We start from the raw sequence: 24663 nt of genomic DNA, 5'->3' as shown, positions 1-24663 counted from the left end.
GCAAGCATCTCAAGGTTGTGTCAATAAATCTAACACAAAATTAAAAGGGGGAGATGCCAATGCCGCAAACCGGGATCGACAGCAAGGCGGAGCCGCATGTGAAGAAAAGCCGCCTGCGCCGTTTTTTGAAGCAGTGGGATATACAGTTGATGGTGCTTCCGGCCATGATGTTCATTCTGGTCTTCAGCTACATTCCCATGTACGGAGTGCTTATGGCGTTCCAGGACTACAGTCTGTTCAAGGGGTTTTTGAACAGCCCGTGGGTCGGCTTCAAGCATTTTGAGATGTTCTTTGGGGCGCCGGAGTTCTGGACCATTATGCGGAACACCCTGGTCATCAGCTTATTGAAGCTGTGCATCGGGTTTCCGGCGCCGATTCTGCTTGCGCTGATGCTCAATGAAGTAGGGAGGCGTTCCTTCAAACGAATCGTCCAGACCATCAGCTATTTGCCCCATTTTTTGTCATGGGTCATCGTCTCGGGTTTTGCGATATCGATTCTATCGACGGATAACGGCAGTCTGAACATTCTGCTGCAGAAGCTGAGCCTGATCGATGAAACGATTAATTTTCTGTCGGAACCGAAGTACTTCTGGAGCATCCTGACGGTTACGAATGTGTGGAAGGAGATCGGCTTTTCCTCCATTGTGTATTTGGCGGCCATCGCGGGCATCAATCCCCAGCTGTATGAAGCCGCTTCGATTGACGGCGCGAGCCGTCTGAAGCAGATTATCTCCATCACCATTCCGTCCATCATGTCAATCATCGTGGTGTTCTCGATTTTGGCGATCGGCAACTTCCTGAATGCAGGCTTCGAGGACATTTTGCTGCTGGCTGGCAATCCGGTATTGAGGGATGTCAGCGACGTACTGGACACGTACGTCTATCGGATTGGCATTCAGAACAGCCGGTTTTCCTACGCAACGGCGGCAGGACTGTTCAAGGCGATAATCAGCGTCTTGTTGTTGGCCGGAGCCAACTACTGGGCCCGCCGATCGGGGAACAGCCTATGGTAGGGAAGAAAGGGGAGAGATACATATGAGGCTGTCAAACGGAGATCGGGTATTCGTTGGCTTCATCTACGGCTCTTTGGCATTGCTGGCATTTATCGCGCTGTACCCATTCTGGAACGCTGCCGTCATCTCGTTTAACTCGGGGACCGACACGATGCAGGGGGGCATTACGTTCTGGCCGCGCGAATTCACACTGGAGAATTATCGCGTGGTGTTCAAGGACGAGCGCCTCATTGACGGGTTCGTCATCTCGGTCTTCCGAACGGTCATCGGTACTTTTCTATCCATTGTGGCAACCGCCATATTCGCTTATGGCATATCCAAACACGAGTTGATGGGACGCAATTTTTATATGGTCACTTGCATCGTGACGATGTACTTCAGCGGCGGACTCATTCCCAATTATTTGCTCATTCGGGAGCTGGGCCTGATGAACTCGTTCTGGGTCATGGTCATACCGGGCATCATCAGCGTGTGGAATATGATCATATTCCGTACGTTCTTTAAGGGCATCCCGCCCGGGCTTGAGGAGTCGGCCCATATCGACGGTTCCTCGAACTGGGGCGTATTCTTCCGGATTGTGCTTCCGCTATCGGGACCGGTCATTGCGACGCTGTCGTTGTTCACGGCCGTGTATCATTGGAATGATTGGTTTGCGCCAAGCATTTACATATCCAACGCGGATCTGCTGCCGATCCAGACGAAGCTTCAGCAGATCCTCAATGCCAATATCATGATGGAACAAATGCAGAACATGGATGCCGCGGCGCAGGGCCGGATGAGCGCAATGAAGGCCGTAACCACCAAGTCCTTGTCCATGGCGACCATGATGGTGGCAACCGTCCCGATCCTGTGCGTATACCCGTTCGTTCAGAAGTATTTCGTGAAGGGCGTATTAATCGGTTCTTTGAAGGAGTAATTTACCAGCAGCCTTGCCAAGGGTTTGAAGCAGCAGCTTTGACCATAGATGAATCATGAAGGGAGCACTTGGAATGAAAAAAAGGGGAAAAAGGCTTCTATCTGCATGGTCAGTCACACTTGTCATCGTTATGGCTTTAACGGGATGTTCGGGCTCAGGAGGTAACTCTGCAAGCCCGGAGAAGGAGAGCCCAAGCTCTCAAAACAATGAGAAACCAGCTGCGGAGGACACCTTTGTGCTGGGAGAGAAGCCGCTGGAATTCTCCTTCTACGGCCATTATGACTGGTACACGATGCCGGATTGGGGTGCGGATCTTGCAACGAAGTGGATCCAAGAGAACAAGAAGGTCAACGTGGTTCCGGTGAGCTCCGGCGGCGTAGCTAAGAACAAGCTCAGTACGATGATCGTGTCCGGTGAACTGCCGGATGTCATATGGATGGAACCGGGTGCGGAGGTCGAGAAGCTGCGTGCTGAGGGCATGCTGGTGCCGTTCGACGATTATCTGGATAAATACCCGAATCTGAAAAAATGGGCCGGGGAGTCCACGCTCGACTTGCTTCGCTCGCCGGACGGCAAGCTGTATCAATTCCCGAACTGGTATACGACGCAGCCGAACGGCAATGCGGGCTATCTCGTTAATAAAAAGATTTACGAGGAGCTCGGATCGCCGAAACTGGAAACGCCGGATGATCTGTACGCCTATCTGAAGCAAGTTAAGGCGAAGTATCCGGATGTCGTCCCGCTGGAGGTAGGCCAATCGGCAGCGGGCGTGGACATCATGGTGTCCGCTTTTGCCGAGAACCGCCCGTATACGTTCAACAGTATGATCGCCGTTCCGCAAGGGGATCAACTTGTGTCCCTGTTCACGGATCCGTTCTATCGCGAGCTGCTTCAATACATGAGCCGATTGTACCGCGAGAAGCTCGTTACGCAGGATGCCTTCACGCAGAAGCTGGAGCAAGTCGAGCAGAAGATTCTCAACGGCAACGTGGCGGTTTATGTGGCATCCAGCCCGACCGAGTTCGGTTCTAAGGGCCACAATCTGCTGAAGGCGCAAGACCCGGATGCCGGTTACATTATGATATGGCCGGTCCACAAGGAAGGAGTGGATCGCGACAAGATTTTCCCGGGCGACTACAAGCAGCTTGGCTGGAATGTCAGCGTTATTACGCAAGCGGCCAAAGATCCGGAAGCCATCTTCGCGTTCCTGGATTGGTTCACGGGTCCCGAAGGACAGCGGACGATCATGTGGGGACCGGAAGGCTTGTATTGGGATGGAACGGATGAAGAGGATATGCCGCTGTTCACCGATAAATTCACCAGCGATGCGAAGGGGCGCGATGAGCTGATGAACGCCACGGTTAATTTCCAGTGGAACGGCAACACGGTGTATGTGGACAATTCCAAGATGAAATTCGAATCCACGCTGCCGCCGGAGAAGCGGAACTTTGAAACGTATTGGCAATCGGAGATTACCTGGAAGACGCAGATGAATACGACGGAGTACGTCAACCTCGATCCGGCAGGCGATTCGGAGGAAGGCATTATTGCGCAGCGCGTGTTCGAAATTTATGAGCAGGCCAGAGCCAAGGCGATCAGCTCGGCCTCCTCAGATCAGGAAGTGCTCTCGCTTCTGGATAAGGCAGAGGCGGATGCGCAAATAGCGGGTTACGACAAGCTGTTGAAGTACAAAACGGCGAAATGGCAGGAGAATAAGCAGAAGCTGGAAGCATCGAAATAAACGTCACGGCTTCATGAGCCGGGCATCATAGGAGAGATCATACTTGAATTACTACTTGGGGGTTGACGGCGGAGGAAGCAAGACGCTGGCCGTCGTGGCGGACGAGACGGGACGAATCGCAGGGAAGGGAATGGGCGGCTGCGGCAACCATCAGCTTGGAGCAGCGCTTGCGGAAGCAAGCATCAGGCAGGCAGTGGATGAAGCGATTGGGCAGGCGGGACTCGGGCGAGAAGACATCGCCTGCGCGTCGTTCGGGCTGGCGGGAGCCGACCGCGAGGCGGATTTCCGCATCTTGCGGCCCATGATCGACGTCATGGGCTTCAAGAAACACCATATCGCATGCGATACCGTCATTGCGATGAGAGCCGGCACAAGACAGAGGGACGGCGTCGTCCTCATATGCGGTAGCGGAACGAACGGCTACGGCGTCAACGCGACAGGCGAGGAGGTTCAGATCGGAGGATTCGGTTATGCGTTCGGCGATTTCGGCGGAGGAGCTGACCTGGCCGTCGAGGTGTTTCGGACGGTCGTTCGTTCCTGGGAAGGCCGGGAGAAGCCGACTTCATTGACGCCGCTCACGCTGGATGCGCTTAGGTTCGGCAGCGTGGAGGAGATGTTTCACCGATTTTTGGACGAGGGCAGAAGGGCGCCGCATACATTAGCGAAGCTGCTGTTTCACGCTGCACCCGTGGATGAGGCTGCAAGAAAGATACTGGAAAGACAAGGCATGGAGCTGGGGAAGGTCGCCAGCGCGGTTATTCATAAGCTTAACATGGGCAATGACGCCTTCGACGTCGTGCTGGCCGGCAGCGTCCTGACCCGGGGAGAAAGGGAATATATCGTTCCGTATATCGAATCTCAGGTTCTTGCGGCAGCCCCGAATAGCCGGCTGCGCATTCTGGCCCTTGAGCCGGCAGCGGGTGCCGTCCTGCTCGCAATGGATGAGAGCGGCGTCGTTCCGGGCACCGCCGTGTATGAACAATTGCAGCATGAGCTTGCAGTGAAGGAGAGGAATGTGGAATGGGCACTGGATTGAAGGTTGCTGTTATCGGGGGTGGATCCTCGTATACCCCTGAGTTGATTGAAGGTTTCATCCGTCATTATGCGTCGTTTCCGGTGACGGACATCGTCCTCGTGGATATCCCGGAAGGCCGGCGTAAGCTCGAAATTGTAGGCGGCTTGGCCCAGCGGATGATTGAGCGAAGCGGATTGCCGATCCGCATTACGTTGACCTTGGACCGCCAGGAAGGACTAAAGGGTGCCCATTATGTATCGACTCAGATGCGAGTCGGGCTGCTGGAGGCCAGAGGCTGGGACGAAACGATCCCCCTGAAATACGGGATGCTCGGGCAGGAGACGACCGGAGCCGGCGGCATGATGAAGGCTCTGCGTACGATACCGGTGCTTTTGGATATATGCAAGGACATGGAGGCATTATGTCCGGATGCCTGGCTGCTGAATTTCACCAATCCCGCCGGGATGGTAACGGAAGCCATCATGAAGCACTCCGGCATCCGTTCCATCGGCTTGTGCAACTCCCCCATCGCCGCTTACAAGTGGTTGTCCGGGCTTTACGAGGTACCGGCCGAGCGCATCTACTGCGAGTTCGCCGGATTGAATCACCTGCACTGGATCAGCCGGATCGAGGTTGACGGGGAGTCGAAACTGGAGGAGCTGCTGGCTGCGGGAGGGAGCTACTCGGCAGGTAACGTGCCGCAGCTTGCCTGGAACGATACGCTGATTCGGGTGATGGGCGCGATTCCGTCCTATTATTTGAAATATTATTACCTCCACCGGGAGATGCTGGAGGAGCAGCAGGTTGCCGCGGCCAGAGGCGGGACAAGAGCCGAGACGGTCCAGCGTCTTGAGGATGAGCTGTTCGAGATTTACAAGCGGCCGGAGCTCGCGGAAAAGCCGAAGCAGCTTGAGCAGCGCGGCGGTGCTTATTACTCCGAGGCGGCCGTCAATCTGATGAAGGCCATTCATACGGATAGCGGAGAGATTCAAACCTTGAATGTCATGAACGGCGACACGCTGGATTTCCTGCCGGCGGATGCCAGTATCGAAGTGAACTGCGTCGTGACGAAGAACGGCGCGGTGCCGGTACCGGTCGAGCGAGTGCCGGATGCGGCGGTTGGCCTGATCCAAGCTGTGAAGACCTACGAGAGCCTGGCCATCGAAGCGGCAGTAACGGGAAGTAGAGAGAAAGCGCTGCTCGCTCTTAGCGCTCATCCGCTCATCGATTCCGTCGGTGTCGCGGAAACCATGCTGGATGAGATGCTGGAGCGAAACCGCAAATATCTGCCGCAGTTTTTTCAAGGGGTGCAAAGTGTACGAAACGTGATATTATAGCTTGAGATAATTACAGGGAAAAAGACGAACATTTCGTTAAATAGCTGCAAGACGCACTCTTTGAAGATCCGTTTTCCTAGAGATGCGTCTTTTTTATAGAGATGAAATGTACCGCTGCAGGATTGGTTAGCCCTGTATAGTGTAGATCAAATAGTTTGGTAGGAAAAATTTCATGAGGCAATGAAGTAAAGTAGTTTCGTATTATGAGGTTAGTGTGTAAGAATAATAGCAGTATTGAACAGCTTGCTAAGGACTATTTTCTCTCCATTGAAACTATTAAGAATATTGTTTATTGCAAATAAGTAGCAAACGGCACTGATGAAGTTTCTTCATAAGTGTTTTTTATGTCGAAAACGATTCTAAGTTACTGTCGTTGATCGTCAAGGGAATGCAGCGCTTGCAACGCAACATGGTTTTTGCTGCGTATCTGTGTACTACAGACTAGCACCGGAACATATTCAGCCAAGTCAATTGCAGGATTGTTATTCAGGCCTGAGATGGTGCATCGAACATGCTGAGGAATTGGCGATAGATGCTCAGAAGGTCGCTGTAGCAGGAAGCAGCGCAGGTGGCGGATTAGCCGCAGGTCTAGCCCTATACGTTCGAGATCAAAAGGAATTCGACATCCATGATCTCAGATTGCGCAGCCCAATGCTCGATGACCGTACGAGTATTTCCCGGGATCCTCCCTATGCCGGCGAGTTTGTTTGGATAAAAAAAAGCAATTATTTCGGCTGGAAATCGGTATTAGGGCATGAACCAGGTCAAGAGGGGACCAGCGAATATTTCGTGCCAGCGCGTGCTAAATCACTGGCCGGTTTACCTCCTACTTATATCAGCATAGGCAGCATTGATTTGTTCATAGATGAAGCCTTATTATTTGCCAAACAACTGGTCTTTGATGGTGTTTTAGTTGAATTGCATGTATACCAGTCTCTATCTGGTGGCTTACTAACTGGAAAATACAAGGCTGGTCAGGCCGCGCAAAGCGATTCACGCGCTGCCACATTAAAAGGATATGTAGATACGTTAGATCCTGAACTAGCTGAAAATGAACATAAGTTTATGATCATTGAAAAGTTGCAACAGCTGGCAAATGAAGCGAGGATTTCACTAGCCGATATGGCAATAGCTTTTACCCAAAGTCATCCATCCGTCACAGCAACTCTATGGGGACCACGCACTTTAGAGCAATTAAAAGCCTATATTTCCGGTGCGGAGTTGAGGCTCGGCACAGATGTGTTGGATGCTATTGATGCAATTGTTCCACCAGGCAAACGTATCGATGACAAAGAGCAGACCTGGACTCCTGAGTGGATGAGTGCCGAACGGCGCAGGCGACATTGAGAAATACATTTCTAGAGACACTGTTATCCTCATGTATTCCTCTAGTTGAAAATCACATAGCGGCAGCCGACCTCACGATCGGCTGCCGTTGTTTATTGAAGTAGCGGGGAGTCCACTGATTGGATCTTGATGAATATTAATTATTATATTTCACTCTAAAAGGCTTGTAGAAGGCACGAATGTCCTGGGCCAGAAGCTCGGGTTCTTCCATAGCGGTAAAATGTCCGCCGCGGGGCAGCGAAGTCCAGCGGGTTACATTTAGGTTGCGCATAGCCCATTCTTTGGGCGGCAACAATATGTCTGCAGGGAATAATGCGATGCCTGTCGGTACATCTATATAGCCCAATGGTGGTAAATAATGAGAATTTTCATAATACATCCGTGCTGACGATCCAATCGTGTTCGTAACCCAATAAATCATAATATGAGTGATTAGTTCATCCTCGTTGAATCTATGCTGGAGGTTGCCATTACAATCGCTCCATGCACGGTATTTTTCAATGATCCAGCCAGCCAAACCTGCCGGTGAATCGGAAAGTCCATAAGCAAGGCTTTGGGGTCGTGTCGATTGAAGGGACATATAGCCTCCTTCCTGCGCAATCCATTTCGAAGCGTTTTTCTTGTATCGCAGTTCCTCTTCCGAAAGCTTTGCCTGATCAGAAGAAGTCATGAGATTTCTTATAATGCCGACATCGGTTAGGTGGATTCCGAATAACAGTTCGGGATGGTTTGATGCCAGGTATCTTGTAACACCGGAGCCAATATCCCCACCTGCGGCAGCAAATTTTTTGTAGCCTAATTCTTTTGTCATTAGCTTAGCCCACATTTCCGAGACACGAAAATTGTTGACGCCAGGATGTTTGGGGCGGCTAGAGAATCCAAATCCAGGTAATGAAGGGACAATCACGTCAAAAGAATCCTCAGGGTTACCGCCGTAGCTGGCCGGATCCGTAAGAAGAGGGATAATATTTTGGTAACGAAGGTAACTATCGGGCCATCCGTGGGTAAGAATAATGGGCAATGGGTTTGGTCCTTTACCACGCTCATGTACGAAGTGCACGTCGATGCCGTCGATATTGCAGCAAAACTGGGACAAGTGGTTCAACTTGGATTCTTGGGCGCGCCAATCATAATGGTCCTTCCAATACGAAACGAGCGACTTTAAATAACTTATTTCTGTGCCTCGTTCCCATCCCGCGTTTTCTACTTGATCCGGCCAGCGAATGTGATGCAGTCTGTATTTTAGATCGTCAAGGATCTCGTCGGAGACATGAATATGAAAACGTTCAATAGCCATCGTGGTTTCCCTCCTTTTGTTGTTACATCGCTATTATATCCCTCACACTTGTGTGGTACACTGGCATAAATGAAGTATCCAACTATAACATTTGATAGGTGACTGCTATGCCGCAAATAGATCGACACAAAAACCGAACCGTGAATATTGAATTTGCCGCAGCGGAGGATTTTGACATGCTTCCTTATCCTGAACGTCTTACACTGATTCTCATTACGTCAGGAAGTATGAGCGGGACATTAAACGAACGGCCAATATCCATTTCCTCTCCCGGTGTTCTTTGCTTGACCGAAGATGATGACATGAAAGTAATGGAGAAACAAAACGTTGCCGCACAATCTTTTCGTTTTCATCCCGAATTTCTTAACACCATAACTCTTTCCGAAACGCAGGGCTACTTTCCGACGGCTCCGAGAATACAAACAGGTCTTTCACTTTTTCAAAGAGATGATCGATACACAGGTGTACCCCGTGTAACGGAGAAAGCATACCCGCTTTTATTTGAATGGTTCTTCATACTAGGTACGGAAGTGCAGGCGCAAAGTGATGAACGCTGGGTATGCAGAATAAAAAAATACCTCATCCAAATTTTAGGTTTGCTTGAGGATTTAAATCGAAATAGCGAACAATCCCCTGTTGATTTGGTATTGGAATATATACACACTAACTATCCCAAAAAGATTTCTTTGGAAGATTTGACGAGTTGCGCTCATTTGAACCGTGTGACTCTAAATAAGATGTTTCAAGAGAGATGCGGAAATACAGCTATCGGTTACTTGCTTTCTTATCGTTTAAAAGTTGCGTGCGAACTTCTAACCCATACAGGTATGAAGCTTGATGAAATTGCACGTGATACCGGATTTGAGTATGACACTTACTTTATCAAGCAATTTACGGCTAAAAAAGGCATCTCACCTACAAAGTATAGGAACATTACTCGCAAGTTCGCTACTGCTCAATAGAAGATGAGGAAGGATCTATTATGAAGTCAGTGTTTATAGCACATGGCAAATTTGAGGCAGTGTAGACTACCTGGTTCAAGTGGTACAGGAAGGCAAGAGAGATTTCATCCTTGGGCCATCGTTCGGTTTCCTGAACCATCCACGTCTGTTCACTTGTATCAAAGAGTCGGTTCTATTGGGCTTGGGACTGACGAGACTGACCCCATAACGTGAGACAAATGTAAACACCTTCAAGAGGATGCAACCATGTCGTAAGATATGGAGACAAACTTGGAGGTGTTTTTGCGTTGGCAACAAGAGTAAGCTACCCTGTAGAAGTGAAGAGAAAAGCCATTGAAATGAGATTAACGGGTATTCCCGTGAGCGAAGTCATGGAGTAGCTTGGAATAGTTAAGAACGTGGATGAGATGGCACCGAGCCGGAGAATTGCATTGATTGAAACAGCCTGTGGGTAAACAATAAAGCTACGGCAAAGGATCTGAGTACACATCAGAATTGGAGAAACTAAAGGCGGAAAATCGGTTTTTGAAGTAACAATTAGATCTGCTAAAAAAGTACAAGGAAATGGAAAGGAGGTGTCTCCAAAGATTGTAGTGGAGTGGATGGAGTCCATTCGAGGGGAAGTCAGTGTGACCCAAGCAAGTGCATGGATCGGGCTTCCTCGTGCAACCTACTATCGCTGGAAAGACGCCTACGGGAGCAAATACAAATCACATGGTAGAGAAGATTCGTGAACTCTGCAGGCAGCACAGGCTTAAGCGCCAATTCAACACCGATGCCCAATATAACAGCTGCAGTTAAGGGCCTATGTGTTATCACATCTGGTGCTCTTAGGGAGTTGCGGAGATATGGTTGTTGTAACGTATAATGATAACCAGCTATGCAGATAAAACTCGCAATAGGGGGAAAAGGGCAAAATGTTGGAGTTGTCAATCGATGAATCGGAACGACTGAGAAAAGTGGCACATGCATTGGCTTCGGAAGTCCGGATAAACATTTTAAAGCTTTTGAATCACAGCCGAGAAAATATTGTCGATATTGCTGAAAAATTAGATCTGCCTGTATCGACGGTCGCCTTCAATGTTCGGGTGCTGGAAAATGCGGGCATTATCGCGACGGAGGTACTGCCCGCATCCAGAGGCACAATGAAGGTTTGCACACGAACGTTTGATGATTTACGTATGAGTTTGAAATTAACCAACGGAATCTACAGTCCGACCAATCTGCACCAGATTGAGATGCCCGTTGGCTGTTATACGGATTGCGAAATCCATCCGACATGCGGCTTGATCACTGAATCCGGAATGGTTCAACCGCCGGACGAGCCGGCCTACTTTTTTCATCCGAGCCGAATTTCTGCACAGCTGATCTGGTTTTCCCGCGGATATGTAGAATATAAATTTCCTCTGTTTTCAGAGAGAGACGTAGACATTAAATCCATTCAGTTTTCGATGGAGCTATGTTCAGAAGCATTTCTTTACGATCATAACTGGCCGTCTGATATTACGATTTGGATCAATGATGTAGAAATCGGAACATGGACTTCTCCTGGTGACTTTGGGGACCGCAGGGGAAAGCTGAACCCGCCGTGGCTACCCGATAGTCATACGCAATACGGGCTGCTGAAAACCTGGAAAGTTGATAACTCAGGGAGCTTCCTCGACGACGTTGCTGTTTCTGAGGTGAATCTAGATGATCTCCGTCTGCTCGAGAATAAGTTGATTAGTTTACGAATCGGGATCAAGCCGGATGCAGAGCATATTGGAGGCATCAATATTTTCGGCAAGCAGTTTGGTGATTATGATCAAGATATCATAATGAGAATCATCTACTGAATCATAGCATCGCAAGGATTGTAGAATCGAGATATAATGTCGGATTTGAAAAATGCTGCTGATGTTTGTAAAACAGTCGAAACGGGTCGGATCAGGGGCTTTTCCTGTACAGGGAAGCCTCTTTTTTATGAATTAGATTTAGGTTTGATGGTTATAAATTTATTCATTTCAAGTATTTTGTTTTAATTAAAAAAACGATAAAAAAGTATTGACGAATGGATTTAGATTGTTTAATGTTTGGTTTATCTTTACCGGTTCTTGCTATATCCATTTATTAAGAGGGAGAGGAGAGCGGTAACGAGAACACTTAACCAACGAAGAATTTAAGCGGAGTTTTGTTTAGTTTTATCACTTTATAAGGAGGATTTTTATGAAAACTTCCAAGCTCTATAAAGTCGCATTAGGGATGCTGCTTGTTATGTCATTCGTGTTAAGTGCATGCTCATTAGGCAATGAAGGTAAAACCGATAACGGAAATGAAAACGCTTCAAAAGGGCGGGGAACCGCTCCCGGTGAGAAAGTCACCATCACCTACTGGAACATGTTCGGCGGAGGTGACGGCGCCATTATGAACGAACTGGTGAAAAAATTTAACGATGAACATAAAGGTAAAATCGAAGTGAAGGCATTGACGCAGGATTGGGGCCAGTTTTATACCAAGCTGCAAACCGCTGTCGCAGGCGGCAATGCGCCTGATCTTGCGGTATCCCACACGTCCAAATTAAGCGAGCTGGTAGAACTGAAAATCATCGAGCCATTGGATTCATATATCGATTCGATGGGTATTGATCTAAGCGGATTCAATGAAAACATGGTAAACGCAACGTTATTTAACGATCAGCAATATGCCTTGCCGCTGGATGCTCATCCGCTCATCCTGTATTACAACAAAAAAATATTGCGTGAGTTGAATTTGCTGGACGAAAATGAAAAGCCAATCATTGAACCTGGTCCGGAAGGCTTCAACAGCTTTCTGCAAAAAATCAAAGACGGTGTTCCCAAAGGTAATGTGAATATGCTGCTCGGCTCCACAGGCGAGGATCCATACCGGATCTGGTGGGCGCTTTACAACCAGCTTGGAGGAGAGGGCCTGTTTGATGAATCCGGCCAAAAGGTGACGTTAAATAATCCGCAGGGCAAACAGGCTGCAGAATATATTAGCAGCTGGTTTGAGAGCGGCTTGATACCAAGAAACCTTCCTAAAATCGGCGAGACATTCCAAGCGGGGAAGGGTGCTGTGATGCCAACAGGGGTCTGGTTTACGAGCACACTGGAAGGAACAAAAGGACTGGAATTCGGAGCCATTCCTTTCCCGCAAATTTATGATAAGCCTGCAACCTGGATTGATTCACACAACTTCATTTTGCCGGTCCAGAAAAAAGGGCAGGACGAAAACAAGGTAAAAGCGTCGATCACGTTTGCAAAATGGGTGACAGACAATGCGGCTGAATGGTCCAAGGCCGGACATATTCCACCTTCCACAACGGCTGTCGAGTCAGAAGCGTTCAAAAATATGCCTTATCGCCAGGACTATTTGCAGGCTGGCAACGATGGTGTGTATTTGCCAAGATCGCCAAAAATGTGGCCGGCAAAAGACCAGCTTGTGCAGGCATTAGATACGATCTGGTCTGGTAAAGCACCTGTCGATAAAGGATTGGACGCAGCGGTACAAAGCATGGAAAAGCTTCTGAAACGATAGGCTGTTGGATTTGCATCGGAGTTACCGAGGATGTAACTCCGATGCACTTTGGGAGGTTGAATCATGAATCCGGTAACGGTAAAAGATCCTAGTCTGGTTGATATGTCCATAGGCAAGCGGAAAAGAAAGCTGCAGAACGAATTGCTGGCAACCGGTTTTCTTGCCCCGTATTTCTTTTTCTTTATTCTCTTTTCGATTGTGCCGATTTTCTACGGACTGTTCGTCAGCTTTCATGATTGGACGCTGATTGGCAAAGAAGGCTTTGTCGGCCTTCAAAATTACCTCTATGCACTGAAAGATTCGGATTTCTGGGCTTCTCTTTGGAATACGACCTACTTCGCCTTAATCTCCACACCATTTATGATCGTAACGCCTTTCCTGCTTGCCTTAATTCTTGATTCAAAGGTAAAAGGAAAGACCTTTCTGAGAACCGTGTTTTTCATGCCAAATGTATTGTCCGTAGCGGTGGTTAGCTTTGTCTGGATATTTCTTCTTGCGCCTTACTCAGGCTTAGTGAACACGGTGCTGCATAATCTCGGGATTCTCAGTCCGGAATCCGAAATTTTCTGGTTGAATGAACCGCAGCTTGCCTGGATTTCCATCGTGATGATTACGCTTTGGTGGACACAGGGCTTTAACATGATCGTGCTACTCGCGGGGCTGCAGGATATTCCTGCTGAACATTACGAGGCAGCGACACTGGATGGAGCCAATGCTTGGCAAAGACTCAAATTTATCACATTGCCTGCGATGCGAGGCCTTCTCGTACTGATTACTGTGCTTCAAGTGATAGCGTCCTTTAAAGTATTCGGCCAGGTATGGCTCGTTACCCGCGGCGGGCCAGGGAATGAAACCCGGACGATGATTCAATACATTTATGAAACCGGCTTTACCGCCAACGATCTTGGATTATCAACCTCGATGTCATTTATTTTCTTTGTCTTTCTGACGGTACTTTCATTCTTGCAGTTTAAAATTTTCGGTAAAAAAAGTGAATGAGGTGATGAGGAAATGGGTGATTTCGCTGGCTCTAAACGGTGGACGGGTCCAAAAATACTGCTGCACATCATAGCTTACGGTTTGGCAACGATCTTTGTCGTTCCGGTGATCTACATGATATTCACATCTCTAAAACCGCAGGGTAGTGCGATGGGCGATCTGATGGATCGTTTCCTGCCGCCGTTTTCGTTCGAAAACTACGCTTATATTTTTGAGAATGCGCCGGTGATCAAATGGACCATGAACAGCTTAATCATCGCTGTTATTGTGCCTGTACTCAGCTTGACCATGGCTTCACTCGCCGCATTTGCTTTATCGCGGATCGATTTCAGTTATAAGAAGTTAGCTTTCTGGCTCATTCTCAGCGGGATGATGATTCCCGGCGAAGCGACGATTGTTTCCTTGTATATGGTAGCTAACAGCTTGGGGATTCTGGATTCCTATGCAGCTCTCATTTTGCCGGGTCTCGCAGGACCGCTTGGTGTACTCATCATGAAGCAATTTTTCGACGGGATGCCGAATGAGCTGGTGGAGGCTGCAAAAATAGACGGTTGCAGTTTATTTCGGGTGTGGTGGAATATTTTTATTCCGTTATCCAAGCCGGTGTTGTCTACCTTGATGATCTTTTCTTTCCTAGGCACCTGGAACGATTTCTTGTGGCCGTTTCTGGCGATTCAATCGGAAGACTTGTTTACGCTTCCCATCGGTATCCCGTTTTTCATGAGCTCCTATAACCAGGACGAAACCTTGCCAATGACGGTGAATGCGTATGCTTCGATCCCGATCATTATCATCTTTATCATTTTCCAAAAGTATATCGTCAAGGGTGTAACGTTATCAGGAATTAAAGGTTGAAATATTCCTTGCTACTGGGGTGAACCGGATGAGCAGGCAAGTGGCGCTTATGAAAGTGAAGTGAAGGAAATCATAGATAATCCCGAAAGCGGAGGCAACCCCGGATTGGCTTAGGCTCCCTGCCTCATGATGCTAACAAGCCAATAGACAAAAGACCTGGCCGCCGGCCAGGTCTTTCTTGCACGCGCCCCTTTACGCCCCAGGAACATCTTCATATCCTCTTCCACATTTGTAATGCCGCCGATTCCGAACTTGTCGACGAGAATTTCGACCACGTTCGGTGAAAGGAAGGCGGGAAGCGTCGGCCCTAAGTGAATGTTTTTTACTCCGAGATACAGCAGGGGAGATAAAACCAGATATTTTTGGCTCTTTACAGAAAAAAAGGTGTGATTTTTTTATAATGGTAGAAAATAGGCGTTAAGCTATAGACCGTCTTAATAATAGCTGCGGGAAGATCGAGTTATATCAAATTATGATCACTTCTATAGGATAATAATATAAAGTGATTTTTATTGACATAACTAAGGAAACTAAAATAACATAAGAATTATTTTCATCAAGAAGGAGGCAGCTATGAACTTTAAAGAACAGTACGAAGAAATTGCAGATGTAGCACGAACCATATTCGATAACCCTGAGCTTGGCTACAAGGAATTTAAAACCAATAAAACGGTGTCGGATTTTCTGAAGAAGGTTAATCCGGATATCGAGCTGCAATCATTCAGCACAACCGGGCTTCGGACAACCCTCGGCAGCGGCAAGCCGATGAACATCGCTTTTATTGCGGAGTTGGACGCCGTATACGCTCCAACTCATTGGCGATCAGACAAGGCGACGGGAGCGGCACACAATTGCGGTCATTATACGCAGGTGGCGATCGCCCTGGCTTTATACAAACATTATTTTGAATCTAAGGCGTACGAAGCTCTGGATTATAGAATAACGTTTATTTTCATTCCCGCTGAGGAGTATTTGGATCTCGCTTTTAGGGACGAACTGCTCGCCAGCGGTAAGATCTCCTATTATGGAGGGAAACCCGAAGCGATGAAACTCGGCGTGTTCGACGATATTGACATTGGACTATGCGTACACGCCATGGGCGGAGAGTTTGCGGAACGGACGATAGAAATCAACTGCGACCTGGCTGGATTCCTATATAAGCATTATACGTTTACTGGAAAAGCAACCCATGCGGGTTTCGATCCTTTCTCCGCCAAAAATGCCTACAGCATGTCGACCCTGTTCAATGTCGCGTTAGGCCTGAGCAGGCAGCAAATGAAGGACAGTGAGAAGGTCCGCATGAATCCGATCGTTCTGGAGTCCGACATGTCGACAAACGTCATTCCTAATCGGATTACGGTTGGCAGCGATCTGCGTACTCAGTCGGTCGACTACATGAAGGAAGCGGCCTCCAAGATGGATGATGCGGCCAAGGGCAGCGCGCTGGCCCTTCAAGGCGAGGTCGAGATTAAGACGCAGATGGGATATTTGCCGTTCGTTCAGGACCGGTATTTGTCCGAATTCGTCTTGGAGGCGTTCCAAGATAACGAGGAGATCGCTAATGTTTGGAACAACAACGCCATCAGCGCAGCAGGAGACATTGGCGACCTAGCCTTCATGATGCCTTGTATTCAAATCGGATACAGCGGCTTTACAGGAACGATTCACGGCGACGATTTTAAAGATATCGATCCCGAGTTTATTTACGAAGTGTTTCCGAGATTCTTAACCCAGGTGCTGGAGCGAATGAGTGGACGTATCGACCGATCGAAGCTGTACCGCCATACATTCGCTGAATACGAGCAGCTCCTTGCGTCGATTGTTGGCTCTAACTAAGAAACAGAAAAGAGGACATGGCATGAAGTTAAAACTACAGTATATATATTTGCTTGCATTCGTGCTCATTGTAATTGCGGTTGCCGAATTTATCGGCATTCAGTCGATCCATATTGGCTCCGTAAAAATTAGCCTGCTCCCACTCGTATTCGCCATTTTGATCACGATGTTGCTTGGCTTGTCGATTTTCCGGAAAGGTTTTATGAAGAAAATTTACAGTAAGGAGAACGTCGGCTTCTCCAGCAAGTATCTAATCTTTATTATGCTGCCGCTTATGGCGAGATACGGCGCCGACGTTGCTCCTAGATTAGAAGAAATCTTAAAAGTTGGCTGGGTGTTCATCATTCAGGAAATCGGCAACTTGGGTACGATTCTGCTCGGACTTCCAATAGCTATTCTGCTCGGTCTGAGAAGGGAAGCCATCGGCGCTACGCTCGGACTTGGGAGGGAAGGGGAACTTGCCTACATATCCGAGAAATATACGCTTGACTCCGACGAAGGCCGTGGGGTGCTGTCCCTCTATATTATAGGCACCCTCTTCGGCACGCTGTTCTTCAGCATTCTTGCGCCGGTCATGCTTGCTGCCGGCTTCTCGATCGAAGCGTTAGCCATGTCCTCTGGCGTCGGCTCGGCCAGTATGATGACAGGCTCTTCTTCCGCGCTAATCGCGCATTCTCCTGAGATGACGGAGACCATTAACGGATACGCTGCTGCGAGCCAGCTGCTTACCAGCTTTCTCGGAACGTATACGATGGTATTTCTCGCGGTGCCGCTGCAGCGGTTTATGTACAAATTAATGGTCAGAGGTGAGAAGAAATGAGCACCGGTTTGAATAAATACGCTAAATACGCCCTCGTCCTGCTGCTTAGCGTTGGTCTTATTTTATTTACGGAGCAAATGAAATTCATTAAAAACGGCGAAGGACATATTACGTTAGGGACGATCGCGGGTTTGGCCGTGCTGTGGCTTTTTTCCTTCATCGGCGTTCTGATCTCGACACTCATGAAAAAAGCTCCGCTGAAATTCTTGCAGGACTTCCCGGTTCTCGGCTGGGTATCGATCGTTTCGCTTATCTGCTGCCTGATCTCCGATGTGTTCGTGGATGCCATCGCCAACGTCAACTTCTTGTCCATTACGACCCCGATTTTGGCGTTTGCCGGCATTTCCGTTGCCGACAGGCTGGTTGATCTTCGCAAAACATCGTGGCGTGTCGCAATCGTTGCGGTTTTCGTGTTCACGGGAACGTACGTGGGAAGTGCACTGTTATCAGAGCTCGGCCTCTATTTATCTAATAAGTAAATGAATGCTATTTCTTTAGAAACCCGCCTGTCCTTGTTGACTGGCGGGTTTTTATTCTTTGAACAAATGATGAAATATATGTATCATCATATGGCTTTCAGTAGCAAAGATAAAATTAAGGAGATATTTTGCCTGCTGTCCGATGCGGGAAATGTCCCCGCCTTGATCCCTTGTACTGGAGGAAAGGACTGTACAGGTTTGTCACGGCTATAATTCAATTATTTCTGGGGGTACATTATGAGTCCGTAATGATGGATTACTTATATTCCAACGAACGAATGGGTCCTAAAATGAAAAAAATAGAGAAATTCATTCGATTAATGAGCCTGTACCGAATTCCACCAGAACGCATTATGAGATTATGAAACAGTATGGGAGTATTGAACAGTATTTGTTAAAGGGATGTTGCATTCCCCTGAGCTGCCTCGAGTCCTTAAAGCAAAATCTGCTCGATGGACTAAACCAAACTGCTCAATAAGCACTGTGCAATCTCCACGACGAGCGAATGCGACAGATCGCCAGATCCATATTTCAACGAGGCAATAACAGAGTAGGAACGCGCAGATAAGCTCAAAAAGAGAATGAGGCTTTCCAGTTATAAACATCTTCGAGCCAATTCATGAAGTCGCACAATGTGCGGCTTTTTATCGTACATAAAATTATATCAATTGGCAAACCCGGGGCAAGAACCGTTATCGTAATTAGGGAATTTTAACAGGTCAAAATTACCATCAATAACTTGAGACGACTGTGTAGATAACTAAATTGGGGAAAACACAAAGGAGGTATTTTACATGAAAAAAGCAGCAATTTTTGCCTTGTCAACTTGTTTGTTCCTTTCAGCTTCGGCAATCACTGCATCTGCAGCACCAGTAGAAAGTCATCAGCACAAAATGCATGTTAAAGAACACGAAGCTAAAGAACACAAACTGCATGCGAAAGAACACAAAATGAAAGAACACAAAGCAAAAGAGCACAAAATGCGAGCTAAAAGCAAAGCGCATAAAGTGCACACCAAGAGCATTAAACCAAAAGCACTACCGAAAACAGGTTATGGTGGCGTGAGCGAGTAAGAAATCAAGATCGAAAAGAGGAAAATTAGGTTTTCCTCTTTTCTTTTAACGAAGGATGATACTAATGAATGATAAACGCAAATTAACACTCATAGTATTTATGACTCTTCCTGTTTTGTTATTATCAGGTTGTCATTATCATGCATCGCAGTCTTCTGAAAAAAAGCCTCCCCCCCTGCGTCAAACCGGGTCGCCTTACTCTAAAGAAATTTCCGAGGGGAAAGCAGAACCAAGTGTAACCGTAAAAAATTCAAAGCAGCAAGACGAAGAGAACATAATAAATGAAGATGAAGAATCTGTATTTATAAAACCAAACCAAGTGTGGGTTCCATCGGTTGGTATAAAGGCCCCTGTTGAACCAGTAGGACTGTTAGAGAATGGGCAGATGGATGCTCCCGTATCAAGCAAGGTAGCTGGCGTGTTTGTAGATGGCATTTTGCCTGGACAAAAGGGAAATGCTATTTTGGCAGGGCATGTTGACAATTATACAGGCCCCGCTGTTTTTTACCCACTTAAAAAGATAAAGCCTGGGGAACCTGTAGTGTTATCAGACAATGAGGGGAATTATCTCGTCTTCAAAGTCGTGGCCGTAGAATCTTACCCTACAGCTCAAGCACCTATCGAAAAAATATTCGGCGATACCGATATAGAGCAGTTAAATTTAATTACTTGTACAGGAAAGTACGATCGAATAAAGGGTGAGCATGAAAAGAGGCTAGTCGTTTATACGCGGTTGTTAAAATAACAATACTACGTAGAGAAAACGGGAGAAAAAAATGACGAAAACTGTTTATTTCAGTATATACACAACAATAGTGCTGCTTTTTGGAAGTTCACACATCACAAACACTAATCCTTCAGAGGATGAGATAAAAAAGTATTTAAACGAGTTATTCGCTGTTCGTTCAAATTTTTTAGTGAATAAATCATCGAATATGACGAGTTACTACGATCAAGCTTATAATTCAAGTCGTAATGCATATCGAGTAGAGGAAAAAAGAAAGACCTATCTAAATACATGGGGAAATTATAGAGGAATTCATTTTACGGATTCTCAAAGTGATATTCGTGTTACCCGAATTCAAATGGAAGGGGATACAGCGAAAGTATCGTTAGCTCATTCCCAAAAATTAAGCTACATATATGTAGATAAAATCTTGCCTACCCAATCTTTTGGTATTGGTACTTGGCATGCTATTACTTTGAAAAAAAAGAATGGAAATTGGATTGTGTTTAAAGAGTGGTATCTTGATCCTATAGAAGAAAACCCCGAATTAATTGGAGGGACGTCAGGAGGCACTGTGTATTTTCCTCTTCACAATGAAAATATAAAGGATGGAAAAAAATACAAAAGAAAGAAAGCCGTTGAATATGCTAATAAATATGCAGGTACTGCTTGGGGTGCAGGCAATAATGGGCGGTACAATCCAAAATATTTGAATTATAACGTTAAAGGTGGAGATTGCACAAATTTTGCTTCCCAGGTGGTTGGTGATCAGGAGGAGGGTGGAGGTCTCAAGATGAAGGGACCTTGGCGTTATCGCTATACTGGGGGCGGGACCCGAACTTGGGTTCAGACGGATGCCTTTAAGAACTTTATTGTACACTCCGGTTATGGAAAAGTCATTGCAACCGGATATTTCTCTGAACTTATAAAACCAACAAGCAAACATCCGGATACCGCTTTTGCAAAACTGTTACCGGGTGATTTAATTGCTCATGTTGTAGACAATGACGTAGACCACTTTTCAGTAGTAACCGGATTTGATGCCAACGGTTATCCTCTGGTTAATTCGCATACTGCCGATCGTTATCGAGCGCCTTTTGATTTGGGCTGGGATAAACATACCAAATATATTTTGATTCACATCAACGACTAGTACATGTATTGGCATTCTAGATAAAAAGTTTGCACTATTCATATCGCATTCCCCATGGTCATAGGATGATACGGACAAGTCTTATGCAGTGGAGGAAAATGATGAGCTCTTCTTTCATCAAACAAACGGTATTCCGAATATGTGCAATTTTGATGGTAAAAGCAATCGGCTTAATCGGCAGAGTATCACTAACAAGACTTATTGGTGCGGAGGGGATTGGGCTTTTTCAGATTGCTTACTCCTATTTTGGGTTAGGATTAATGTTGCTAACCGGCGGATTACCAACTGCATTAGCCTTGTACACTGCGAAGCATCCCTCACAAGGCTGGATATGGTTCAAGATTTTTTCTATTTATTTAATCATTATAGGGGGATGCGCAACTACTCTTACTTTTTATTATTCAGATACGGTAGCAAGGATGCTTGGTAACGAGCAGCTTTATTATTTCATTCACTTTCTGGCCCCGGCCTTCTTTACAGTTCCCTTATTAAGTCTACTTCGTGGTTATTTACAAGGCATCGAATTATACAATGTAATTGCTGTCTCCGAAATTATTGAACAAGCAGTTCGAGTGTTGTTCATGCTAGCTATCGTTTTTCTTTTCCTGCCTCAAGGTCCTGCAATTGCAACCGGTAACAGCATGTTGAGTACATCGCTTGGTGCGATTTCTGCTTTTTTAGTATTAATTTCATATTACCTATATGTGAATCGACAAGGTAATCAAGCCCCAATCCGTTATTCAGACATTAAATTCCAAAAGAGATTAAAGTGGTTTATACACAGTTCTTTCATTATATCCATTACCAGATTGCTGATTCCGCTTTCTGATGTTTTGGACGCTATTATAATCCCTAACAGACTTCAAACTGCGGGTTATTCATCTGCAGAAGCAACAGCAATGTTTGGAGTTCTTACAGGTATGGCTGCACTTGTAGCCTATATGCCCACCCTGGTCACTGCTGCACTTTCACATACATTAACAATGAGAATGGTAGCAGATTGGCAGGCAAGAAACTATGAACGTTTTCATCTCCGTACCAGAATAGCACTGAAGGTATCCTGGATATGGGGCTGGATATCGAGTCTGTTTCTTTATGTCTATAATAAGGAAATTTCACTTATTTTATTTGGCACAATTGAGGCGGCAAGACCCATTCAATTTTTATTTATCGTTCCATTGCTTGTGGGTTTACGTGAAGTAAGCACAAGCATACTTTGGGTCCAAGAGTATAAAAAAGTACCGTTAATTGGTCTAATTAGTGGAATAAGTATTTCATTAATCGTTCATTACTTTCTTGTAGCAAAACCTGGGTTAAATTACAGGGGGGCAACAGTCGGTATTCTCACTTTGGAGTTCATTGCAGTATGCTGTAATTTACTTGCTATGATCCCTATGATGAAGAGGATAAAATGTAGTCGATTGATAATAGATGCGCTAGTCCTAATATTCATAATGTTTCTTGTTAATCATTATACTCATCATTCAGAATCTGAAATAATACAGATCGTTATCGGAATGATCATTTATATCGGCTGCAGTCTAATTTATGCTGTCATTCGTTTTAAGTCTGATACATAACTGGTATTTGCATGATTTCGAAGTTGAAATAGTCCAGTTTGTCCGGCTCTTCACTTTCACATGGTTCTGATTGGATATGTGCAAAGAAACCCTGCAGTATTATTCTGCAGGGTTCTTTGCATAGAGCCCCCGTTATATTCGGCTAGAGGGTCTTTGTTTTCCGGTGTGTCTAAATAACAATTCGCCGTGTCAACTTTATAAAATTTTGAATAATTTGAATCATAACGTTGAAAAGGAGGGGCACTCATGGGTGAAGTTGGTTACGAAAGAGCTTGCTTTTATTCATCCCCCACTTCCTTATAACCACGTTGATTTTTTTTGCGTTTACCTAATTGCTTCGCTATGGTATAGCCGATAAGATATGCAGCAGAAGAGGTGTTTCCATCGACTGTAAATGGAACTATGGACGCATCTGCAACGATCAAATCTTGAACCCCATGCACATTTCCTCTACGGTCAACGACTCCTCCTTTCGATAAAGGAGCCATACGCAGAAAGCTTTGCTGATGGTGATTATGATCAAAATTTTCCTTAATAAATTCTTCAAGCCTGTCATCATCATCAATCACATCGAATGTTGGGGATAGGAGCTGATACGAAGAATCAATCTTTTCCAACTCTAGGGCAATATCTCTGATATACGTTCGATAAATTCTTTTTACAGCTTCCATGTCGTCTGGATTCGAGAGAAATCCTTCGTCTGCCAATACGATATTTAGCGGATCTTTGCTTTGTACGCGAATCGTCCCATTGCTCTTTGGCCGCAAGTACAAAATCGCTATTGTCAATTCTTCTTCAGATCCGATGCCAATGAGTTGCACCGCCCGTTCATCCGGATCGATACCCGATGGATCTGGCAAGAAAGCTCCTCCCGTATAAAGTGCATTTGGATCTAGGGTAGGGAGGGGACGATCTTCTGAATTGGTAGCAAATACAGCGGAATTTAGCGTATGGTTTTTTAACCTTTGCCCTACGTTTGGGTTATCGAAGATGACAGGGATTCCAGCCTTTTTCAATATTTTAGCGGATCCAATTCCAGACAACATTAACAACTGAGGGCTATTTATTCCTGCAGATATAATAACTTTTTTACGGGAATACGCACGGATGCATTTGCCATCCTTCAAATATTCAACACCAACAGCACGTTTACCGGAGAAGAGAATACGGAGAGCCGTTGTCCGAAACATTACAGTTAATTTTCGGTTATGAACTCCCCGACCTGTTGGCGTCATAATATCGGGAGACAGGAAGGCTGTGGATGAGCTTTCCCTACGACCATCAGGTTGTTGGTATAATTGCCAACGGGTGAACGGTCCCATGGGAGTATCCGGATCATTGTAGTCAAGAATAATAGGGTAACCTGTTGCCCGCTCGATCGCAGTTGTCAGTTTGTGAGCCATCGGTGTCGGAGTTTCGGGTGCTTGCCTGATGTCAATTCTTCCTCGATACCCATGCGCATTGATATTTGTGGTTTCACCGTTATAATTCTCCAATGCTTTGAATCGTTGCGTGGCTTTTTCAGGTGACCATTGAGGTCCGAGCAGTCGTTCCCACTTTAGGAGCACGGCAGCTGTCGGTCGTACATACTGCTCTCCGTTGATTGAAGAACCGCCACCCGAGAGTCGCCCCGTCGTCCATTCGAATGCGCGTCCGTCAAGTTCTTCTTGGGGAATGCCTTCTCCCTGCCAGAAGTAATTCGGAAAGAAACTTTCTTCAAGCTCAAGTGCAAAGGTTGAATCTTTGATTGGTTTGTCTTTGTCATGATTTCCACCGGATTCTAATACAAGCACGGAAGTTCGCATGTCATCAGTGAGTGACTTTGCGATGACGGCTCCTGCCGGACCTGTGCCTACCACAATGTAATCATAGGTTAATTTTTTCTTCATTAACGCACTCCTTCTGGAAATGAACTAATTCAGAATATTAATTTGTTCTGACAAATGTGACTAATACTGTATCTTATCGCCGTTGTTTTA

21 protein-coding genes and 2 pseudogenes are annotated in these 24663 nt (G+C 46.3%); 20 read left to right on the top strand and 3 right to left on the bottom strand.

The features are described 5' to 3' along the window. The first annotated feature begins 59 nt into the window (after positions 1–59). The 7 genes and pseudogenes from MHH48_RS26900 to MHH48_RS26870 all read left to right on the top strand — a co-directional run bounded on the left by MHH48_RS26900 (position 60) and on the right by MHH48_RS26870 (position 7369). The gene (locus tag MHH48_RS26900) at positions 60–1013 is read left to right on the top strand and encodes an ABC transporter permease subunit (RefSeq protein WP_076324286.1); all 954 of its coding nucleotides are present in this window, start codon (positions 60–62) and stop codon (positions 1011–1013) included. A gap of 22 nt (positions 1014–1035) precedes the next feature. Then, positions 1036–1929 carry a carbohydrate ABC transporter permease gene (locus tag MHH48_RS26895; protein WP_076324285.1) on the top strand — a complete coding sequence of 298 codons (894 nt, stop codon included), beginning with the start codon at positions 1036–1038 and terminating at the stop codon, positions 1927–1929. Positions 1930–2002: 73 nt separating this feature from the next. After that, a complete protein-coding gene (locus MHH48_RS26890; protein ID WP_076324284.1) occupies positions 2003–3670 on the top strand; it encodes an extracellular solute-binding protein in 1668 nt (555 codons plus the stop codon). A gap of 43 nt (positions 3671–3713) precedes the next feature. Continuing rightward, on the top strand, positions 3714–4706 hold the full coding sequence (locus tag MHH48_RS26885) for a BadF/BadG/BcrA/BcrD ATPase family protein (RefSeq protein WP_076324283.1): 993 nt from the start codon (positions 3714–3716) through the stop codon (positions 4704–4706). Continuing rightward, positions 4691–6022: a 6-phospho-beta-glucosidase gene (locus MHH48_RS26880; protein ID WP_076324282.1), complete on the top strand. Its 1332-nt coding sequence runs from the start codon at positions 4691–4693 to the stop codon at positions 6020–6022. The genes MHH48_RS26885 and MHH48_RS26880 overlap by 16 nt, the downstream gene beginning before the upstream one ends. A 369-nt stretch (positions 6023–6391) precedes the next feature. After that, positions 6392–6952, top strand: a pseudogene (locus MHH48_RS26875) (alpha/beta hydrolase fold domain-containing protein); the annotation flags it as partial. Further along, positions 6941–7369 (top strand): aldo/keto reductase, encoded by a 429-nt coding sequence (locus MHH48_RS26870; RefSeq protein ID WP_256720707.1) that lies wholly within the window; start codon positions 6941–6943, stop codon positions 7367–7369. The pseudogene MHH48_RS26875 and the gene MHH48_RS26870, both read left to right, overlap by 12 nt. 136 nt (positions 7370–7505) lie before the next feature. Here the strand turns inward: MHH48_RS26870 and MHH48_RS26865 are convergent, their stop codons facing one another. After that, a complete protein-coding gene (locus MHH48_RS26865) occupies positions 7506–8666 on the bottom strand; it encodes an epoxide hydrolase family protein (protein WP_076324280.1) in 1161 nt (386 codons plus the stop codon). 107 nt (positions 8667–8773) lie between these two features. Here MHH48_RS26865 and MHH48_RS26860 point away from each other — a divergent pair, with 107 nt between their 5' ends. From MHH48_RS26860 to MHH48_RS26835, 6 genes are all read left to right on the top strand, one after another. Further along, a complete protein-coding gene (locus MHH48_RS26860; protein WP_076324279.1) occupies positions 8774–9628 on the top strand; it encodes an AraC family transcriptional regulator in 855 nt (284 codons plus the stop codon). Between the two features lie 575 nt (positions 9629–10203). Beyond that, positions 10204–10362, top strand: a complete 159-nt coding sequence (locus tag MHH48_RS26855; RefSeq protein WP_179090676.1) for a hypothetical protein — start codon at positions 10204–10206, stop codon at positions 10360–10362. A gap of 183 nt (positions 10363–10545) precedes the next feature. Beyond that, positions 10546–11463, top strand: a complete 918-nt coding sequence (locus tag MHH48_RS26850) for a helix-turn-helix domain-containing protein (protein WP_076324278.1) — start codon at positions 10546–10548, stop codon at positions 11461–11463. 370 nt (positions 11464–11833) lie between these two features. Next, positions 11834–13162 (top strand): ABC transporter substrate-binding protein, encoded by a 1329-nt coding sequence (locus MHH48_RS26845; RefSeq protein WP_083659755.1) that lies wholly within the window; start codon positions 11834–11836, stop codon positions 13160–13162. Positions 13163–13225: 63 nt separating this feature from the next. Then, the gene (locus MHH48_RS26840; RefSeq protein ID WP_083659754.1) at positions 13226–14161 is read left to right on the top strand and encodes a sugar ABC transporter permease; all 936 of its coding nucleotides are present in this window, start codon (positions 13226–13228) and stop codon (positions 14159–14161) included. 12 nt (positions 14162–14173) lie between these two features. Then, entirely contained in the window at positions 14174–15016 is an 843-nt protein-coding gene (locus tag MHH48_RS26835; protein ID WP_076324277.1) for a carbohydrate ABC transporter permease, read from the top strand. 197 nt (positions 15017–15213) lie between these two features. On the opposite strand, the pseudogene MHH48_RS26830 reads toward MHH48_RS26835, so the two are convergent. Further along, positions 15214–15372: pseudogene (locus tag MHH48_RS26830) on the bottom strand (hydroxylamine reductase); the annotation flags it as partial. A 217-nt stretch (positions 15373–15589) separates the two neighbouring features. Between MHH48_RS26830 and MHH48_RS26825 the strand changes: the two are divergent. The 7 genes from MHH48_RS26825 (at position 15590) to MHH48_RS26795 (ending at position 22684) form a co-directional block, all read left to right on the top strand. Continuing rightward, complete coding sequence (locus MHH48_RS26825; protein ID WP_076324276.1) at positions 15590–16852, top strand: M20/M25/M40 family metallo-hydrolase; 1263 nt, start codon at positions 15590–15592, stop codon at positions 16850–16852. Between the two features lie 22 nt (positions 16853–16874). Further along, positions 16875–17672, top strand: coding sequence for a DUF3100 domain-containing protein (locus tag MHH48_RS26820; protein WP_076324275.1), 798 nt, complete (start codon positions 16875–16877; stop codon positions 17670–17672). After that, on the top strand, positions 17669–18151 hold the full coding sequence (locus MHH48_RS26815; RefSeq protein WP_076324274.1) for a hypothetical protein: 483 nt from the start codon (positions 17669–17671) through the stop codon (positions 18149–18151). The genes MHH48_RS26820 and MHH48_RS26815 overlap by 4 nt, the downstream gene beginning before the upstream one ends. Positions 18152–18945: 794 nt before the next feature. Beyond that, positions 18946–19224 (top strand): hypothetical protein, encoded by a 279-nt coding sequence (locus tag MHH48_RS26810; RefSeq protein ID WP_076324272.1) that lies wholly within the window; start codon positions 18946–18948, stop codon positions 19222–19224. Between the two features lie 64 nt (positions 19225–19288). After that, positions 19289–19969, top strand: a complete 681-nt coding sequence (locus MHH48_RS26805; RefSeq protein WP_076324271.1) for a class F sortase — start codon at positions 19289–19291, stop codon at positions 19967–19969. A 31-nt stretch (positions 19970–20000) separates the two neighbouring features. After that, complete coding sequence (locus MHH48_RS26800; RefSeq protein ID WP_076324270.1) at positions 20001–21104, top strand: amidase domain-containing protein; 1104 nt, start codon at positions 20001–20003, stop codon at positions 21102–21104. Positions 21105–21256: 152 nt separating this feature from the next. After that, positions 21257–22684: an oligosaccharide flippase family protein gene (locus MHH48_RS26795; RefSeq protein WP_340388096.1), complete on the top strand. Its 1428-nt coding sequence runs from the start codon at positions 21257–21259 to the stop codon at positions 22682–22684. 278 nt (positions 22685–22962) lie between these two features. On the opposite strand, the gene MHH48_RS26790 is transcribed toward MHH48_RS26795, so the two are convergent. Further along, positions 22963–24573, bottom strand: a complete 1611-nt coding sequence (locus MHH48_RS26790; protein WP_076324268.1) for a GMC family oxidoreductase — start codon at positions 24571–24573, stop codon at positions 22963–22965. Positions 24574–24663: the final 90 nt, after the last annotated feature.

Source organism: Paenibacillus sp. FSL F4-0100 (assembly GCF_037993005.1).
Taxonomy (GTDB): Bacteria; Bacillota; Bacilli; order Paenibacillales; family Paenibacillaceae; genus Paenibacillus_AQ.
The sequence above is the reverse complement of the archived record's forward strand: the minus strand, read 5'-3'. Positions and strand labels throughout refer to the sequence as shown.

What these genes read in the sequence shown, in the direction of transcription:
- MHH48_RS26810 (WP_076324272.1), top strand. Translation starts at nt 18,946, where the DNA reads ATGAAAAAAGCAGCAATTTTTGCCTTGTCAACTTGTTTGTTCCTTTCA.
- MHH48_RS26850 (WP_076324278.1), top strand. Translation starts at nt 10,546, where the DNA reads ATGTTGGAGTTGTCAATCGATGAATCGGAACGACTGAGAAAAGTGGCA.
- MHH48_RS26815 (WP_076324274.1), top strand. Translation starts at nt 17,669, where the DNA reads ATGAGCACCGGTTTGAATAAATACGCTAAATACGCCCTCGTCCTGCTG.
- MHH48_RS26880 (WP_076324282.1), top strand. Translation starts at nt 4,691, where the DNA reads ATGGGCACTGGATTGAAGGTTGCTGTTATCGGGGGTGGATCCTCGTAT.
- MHH48_RS26865 (WP_076324280.1), bottom strand. Translation starts at nt 8,666, where the DNA reads ATGGCTATTGAACGTTTTCATATTCATGTCTCCGACGAGATCCTTGAC.
- MHH48_RS26890 (WP_076324284.1), top strand. Translation starts at nt 2,003, where the DNA reads ATGAAAAAAAGGGGAAAAAGGCTTCTATCTGCATGGTCAGTCACACTT.
- MHH48_RS26820 (WP_076324275.1), top strand. Translation starts at nt 16,875, where the DNA reads ATGAAGTTAAAACTACAGTATATATATTTGCTTGCATTCGTGCTCATT.
- MHH48_RS26835 (WP_076324277.1), top strand. Translation starts at nt 14,174, where the DNA reads ATGGGTGATTTCGCTGGCTCTAAACGGTGGACGGGTCCAAAAATACTG.
- MHH48_RS26860 (WP_076324279.1), top strand. Translation starts at nt 8,774, where the DNA reads ATGCCGCAAATAGATCGACACAAAAACCGAACCGTGAATATTGAATTT.
- MHH48_RS26825 (WP_076324276.1), top strand. Translation starts at nt 15,590, where the DNA reads ATGAACTTTAAAGAACAGTACGAAGAAATTGCAGATGTAGCACGAACC.
- MHH48_RS26900 (WP_076324286.1), top strand. Translation starts at nt 60, where the DNA reads ATGCCGCAAACCGGGATCGACAGCAAGGCGGAGCCGCATGTGAAGAAA.
- MHH48_RS26845 (WP_083659755.1), top strand. Translation starts at nt 11,834, where the DNA reads ATGAAAACTTCCAAGCTCTATAAAGTCGCATTAGGGATGCTGCTTGTT.
- MHH48_RS26795 (WP_340388096.1), top strand. Translation starts at nt 21,257, where the DNA reads ATGGTAAAAGCAATCGGCTTAATCGGCAGAGTATCACTAACAAGACTT.
- MHH48_RS26840 (WP_083659754.1), top strand. Translation starts at nt 13,226, where the DNA reads ATGAATCCGGTAACGGTAAAAGATCCTAGTCTGGTTGATATGTCCATA.
- MHH48_RS26805 (WP_076324271.1), top strand. Translation starts at nt 19,289, where the DNA reads ATGAATGATAAACGCAAATTAACACTCATAGTATTTATGACTCTTCCT.
- MHH48_RS26800 (WP_076324270.1), top strand. Translation starts at nt 20,001, where the DNA reads ATGACGAAAACTGTTTATTTCAGTATATACACAACAATAGTGCTGCTT.
- MHH48_RS26895 (WP_076324285.1), top strand. Translation starts at nt 1,036, where the DNA reads ATGAGGCTGTCAAACGGAGATCGGGTATTCGTTGGCTTCATCTACGGC.
- MHH48_RS26790 (WP_076324268.1), bottom strand. Translation starts at nt 24,573, where the DNA reads ATGAAGAAAAAATTAACCTATGATTACATTGTGGTAGGCACAGGTCCG.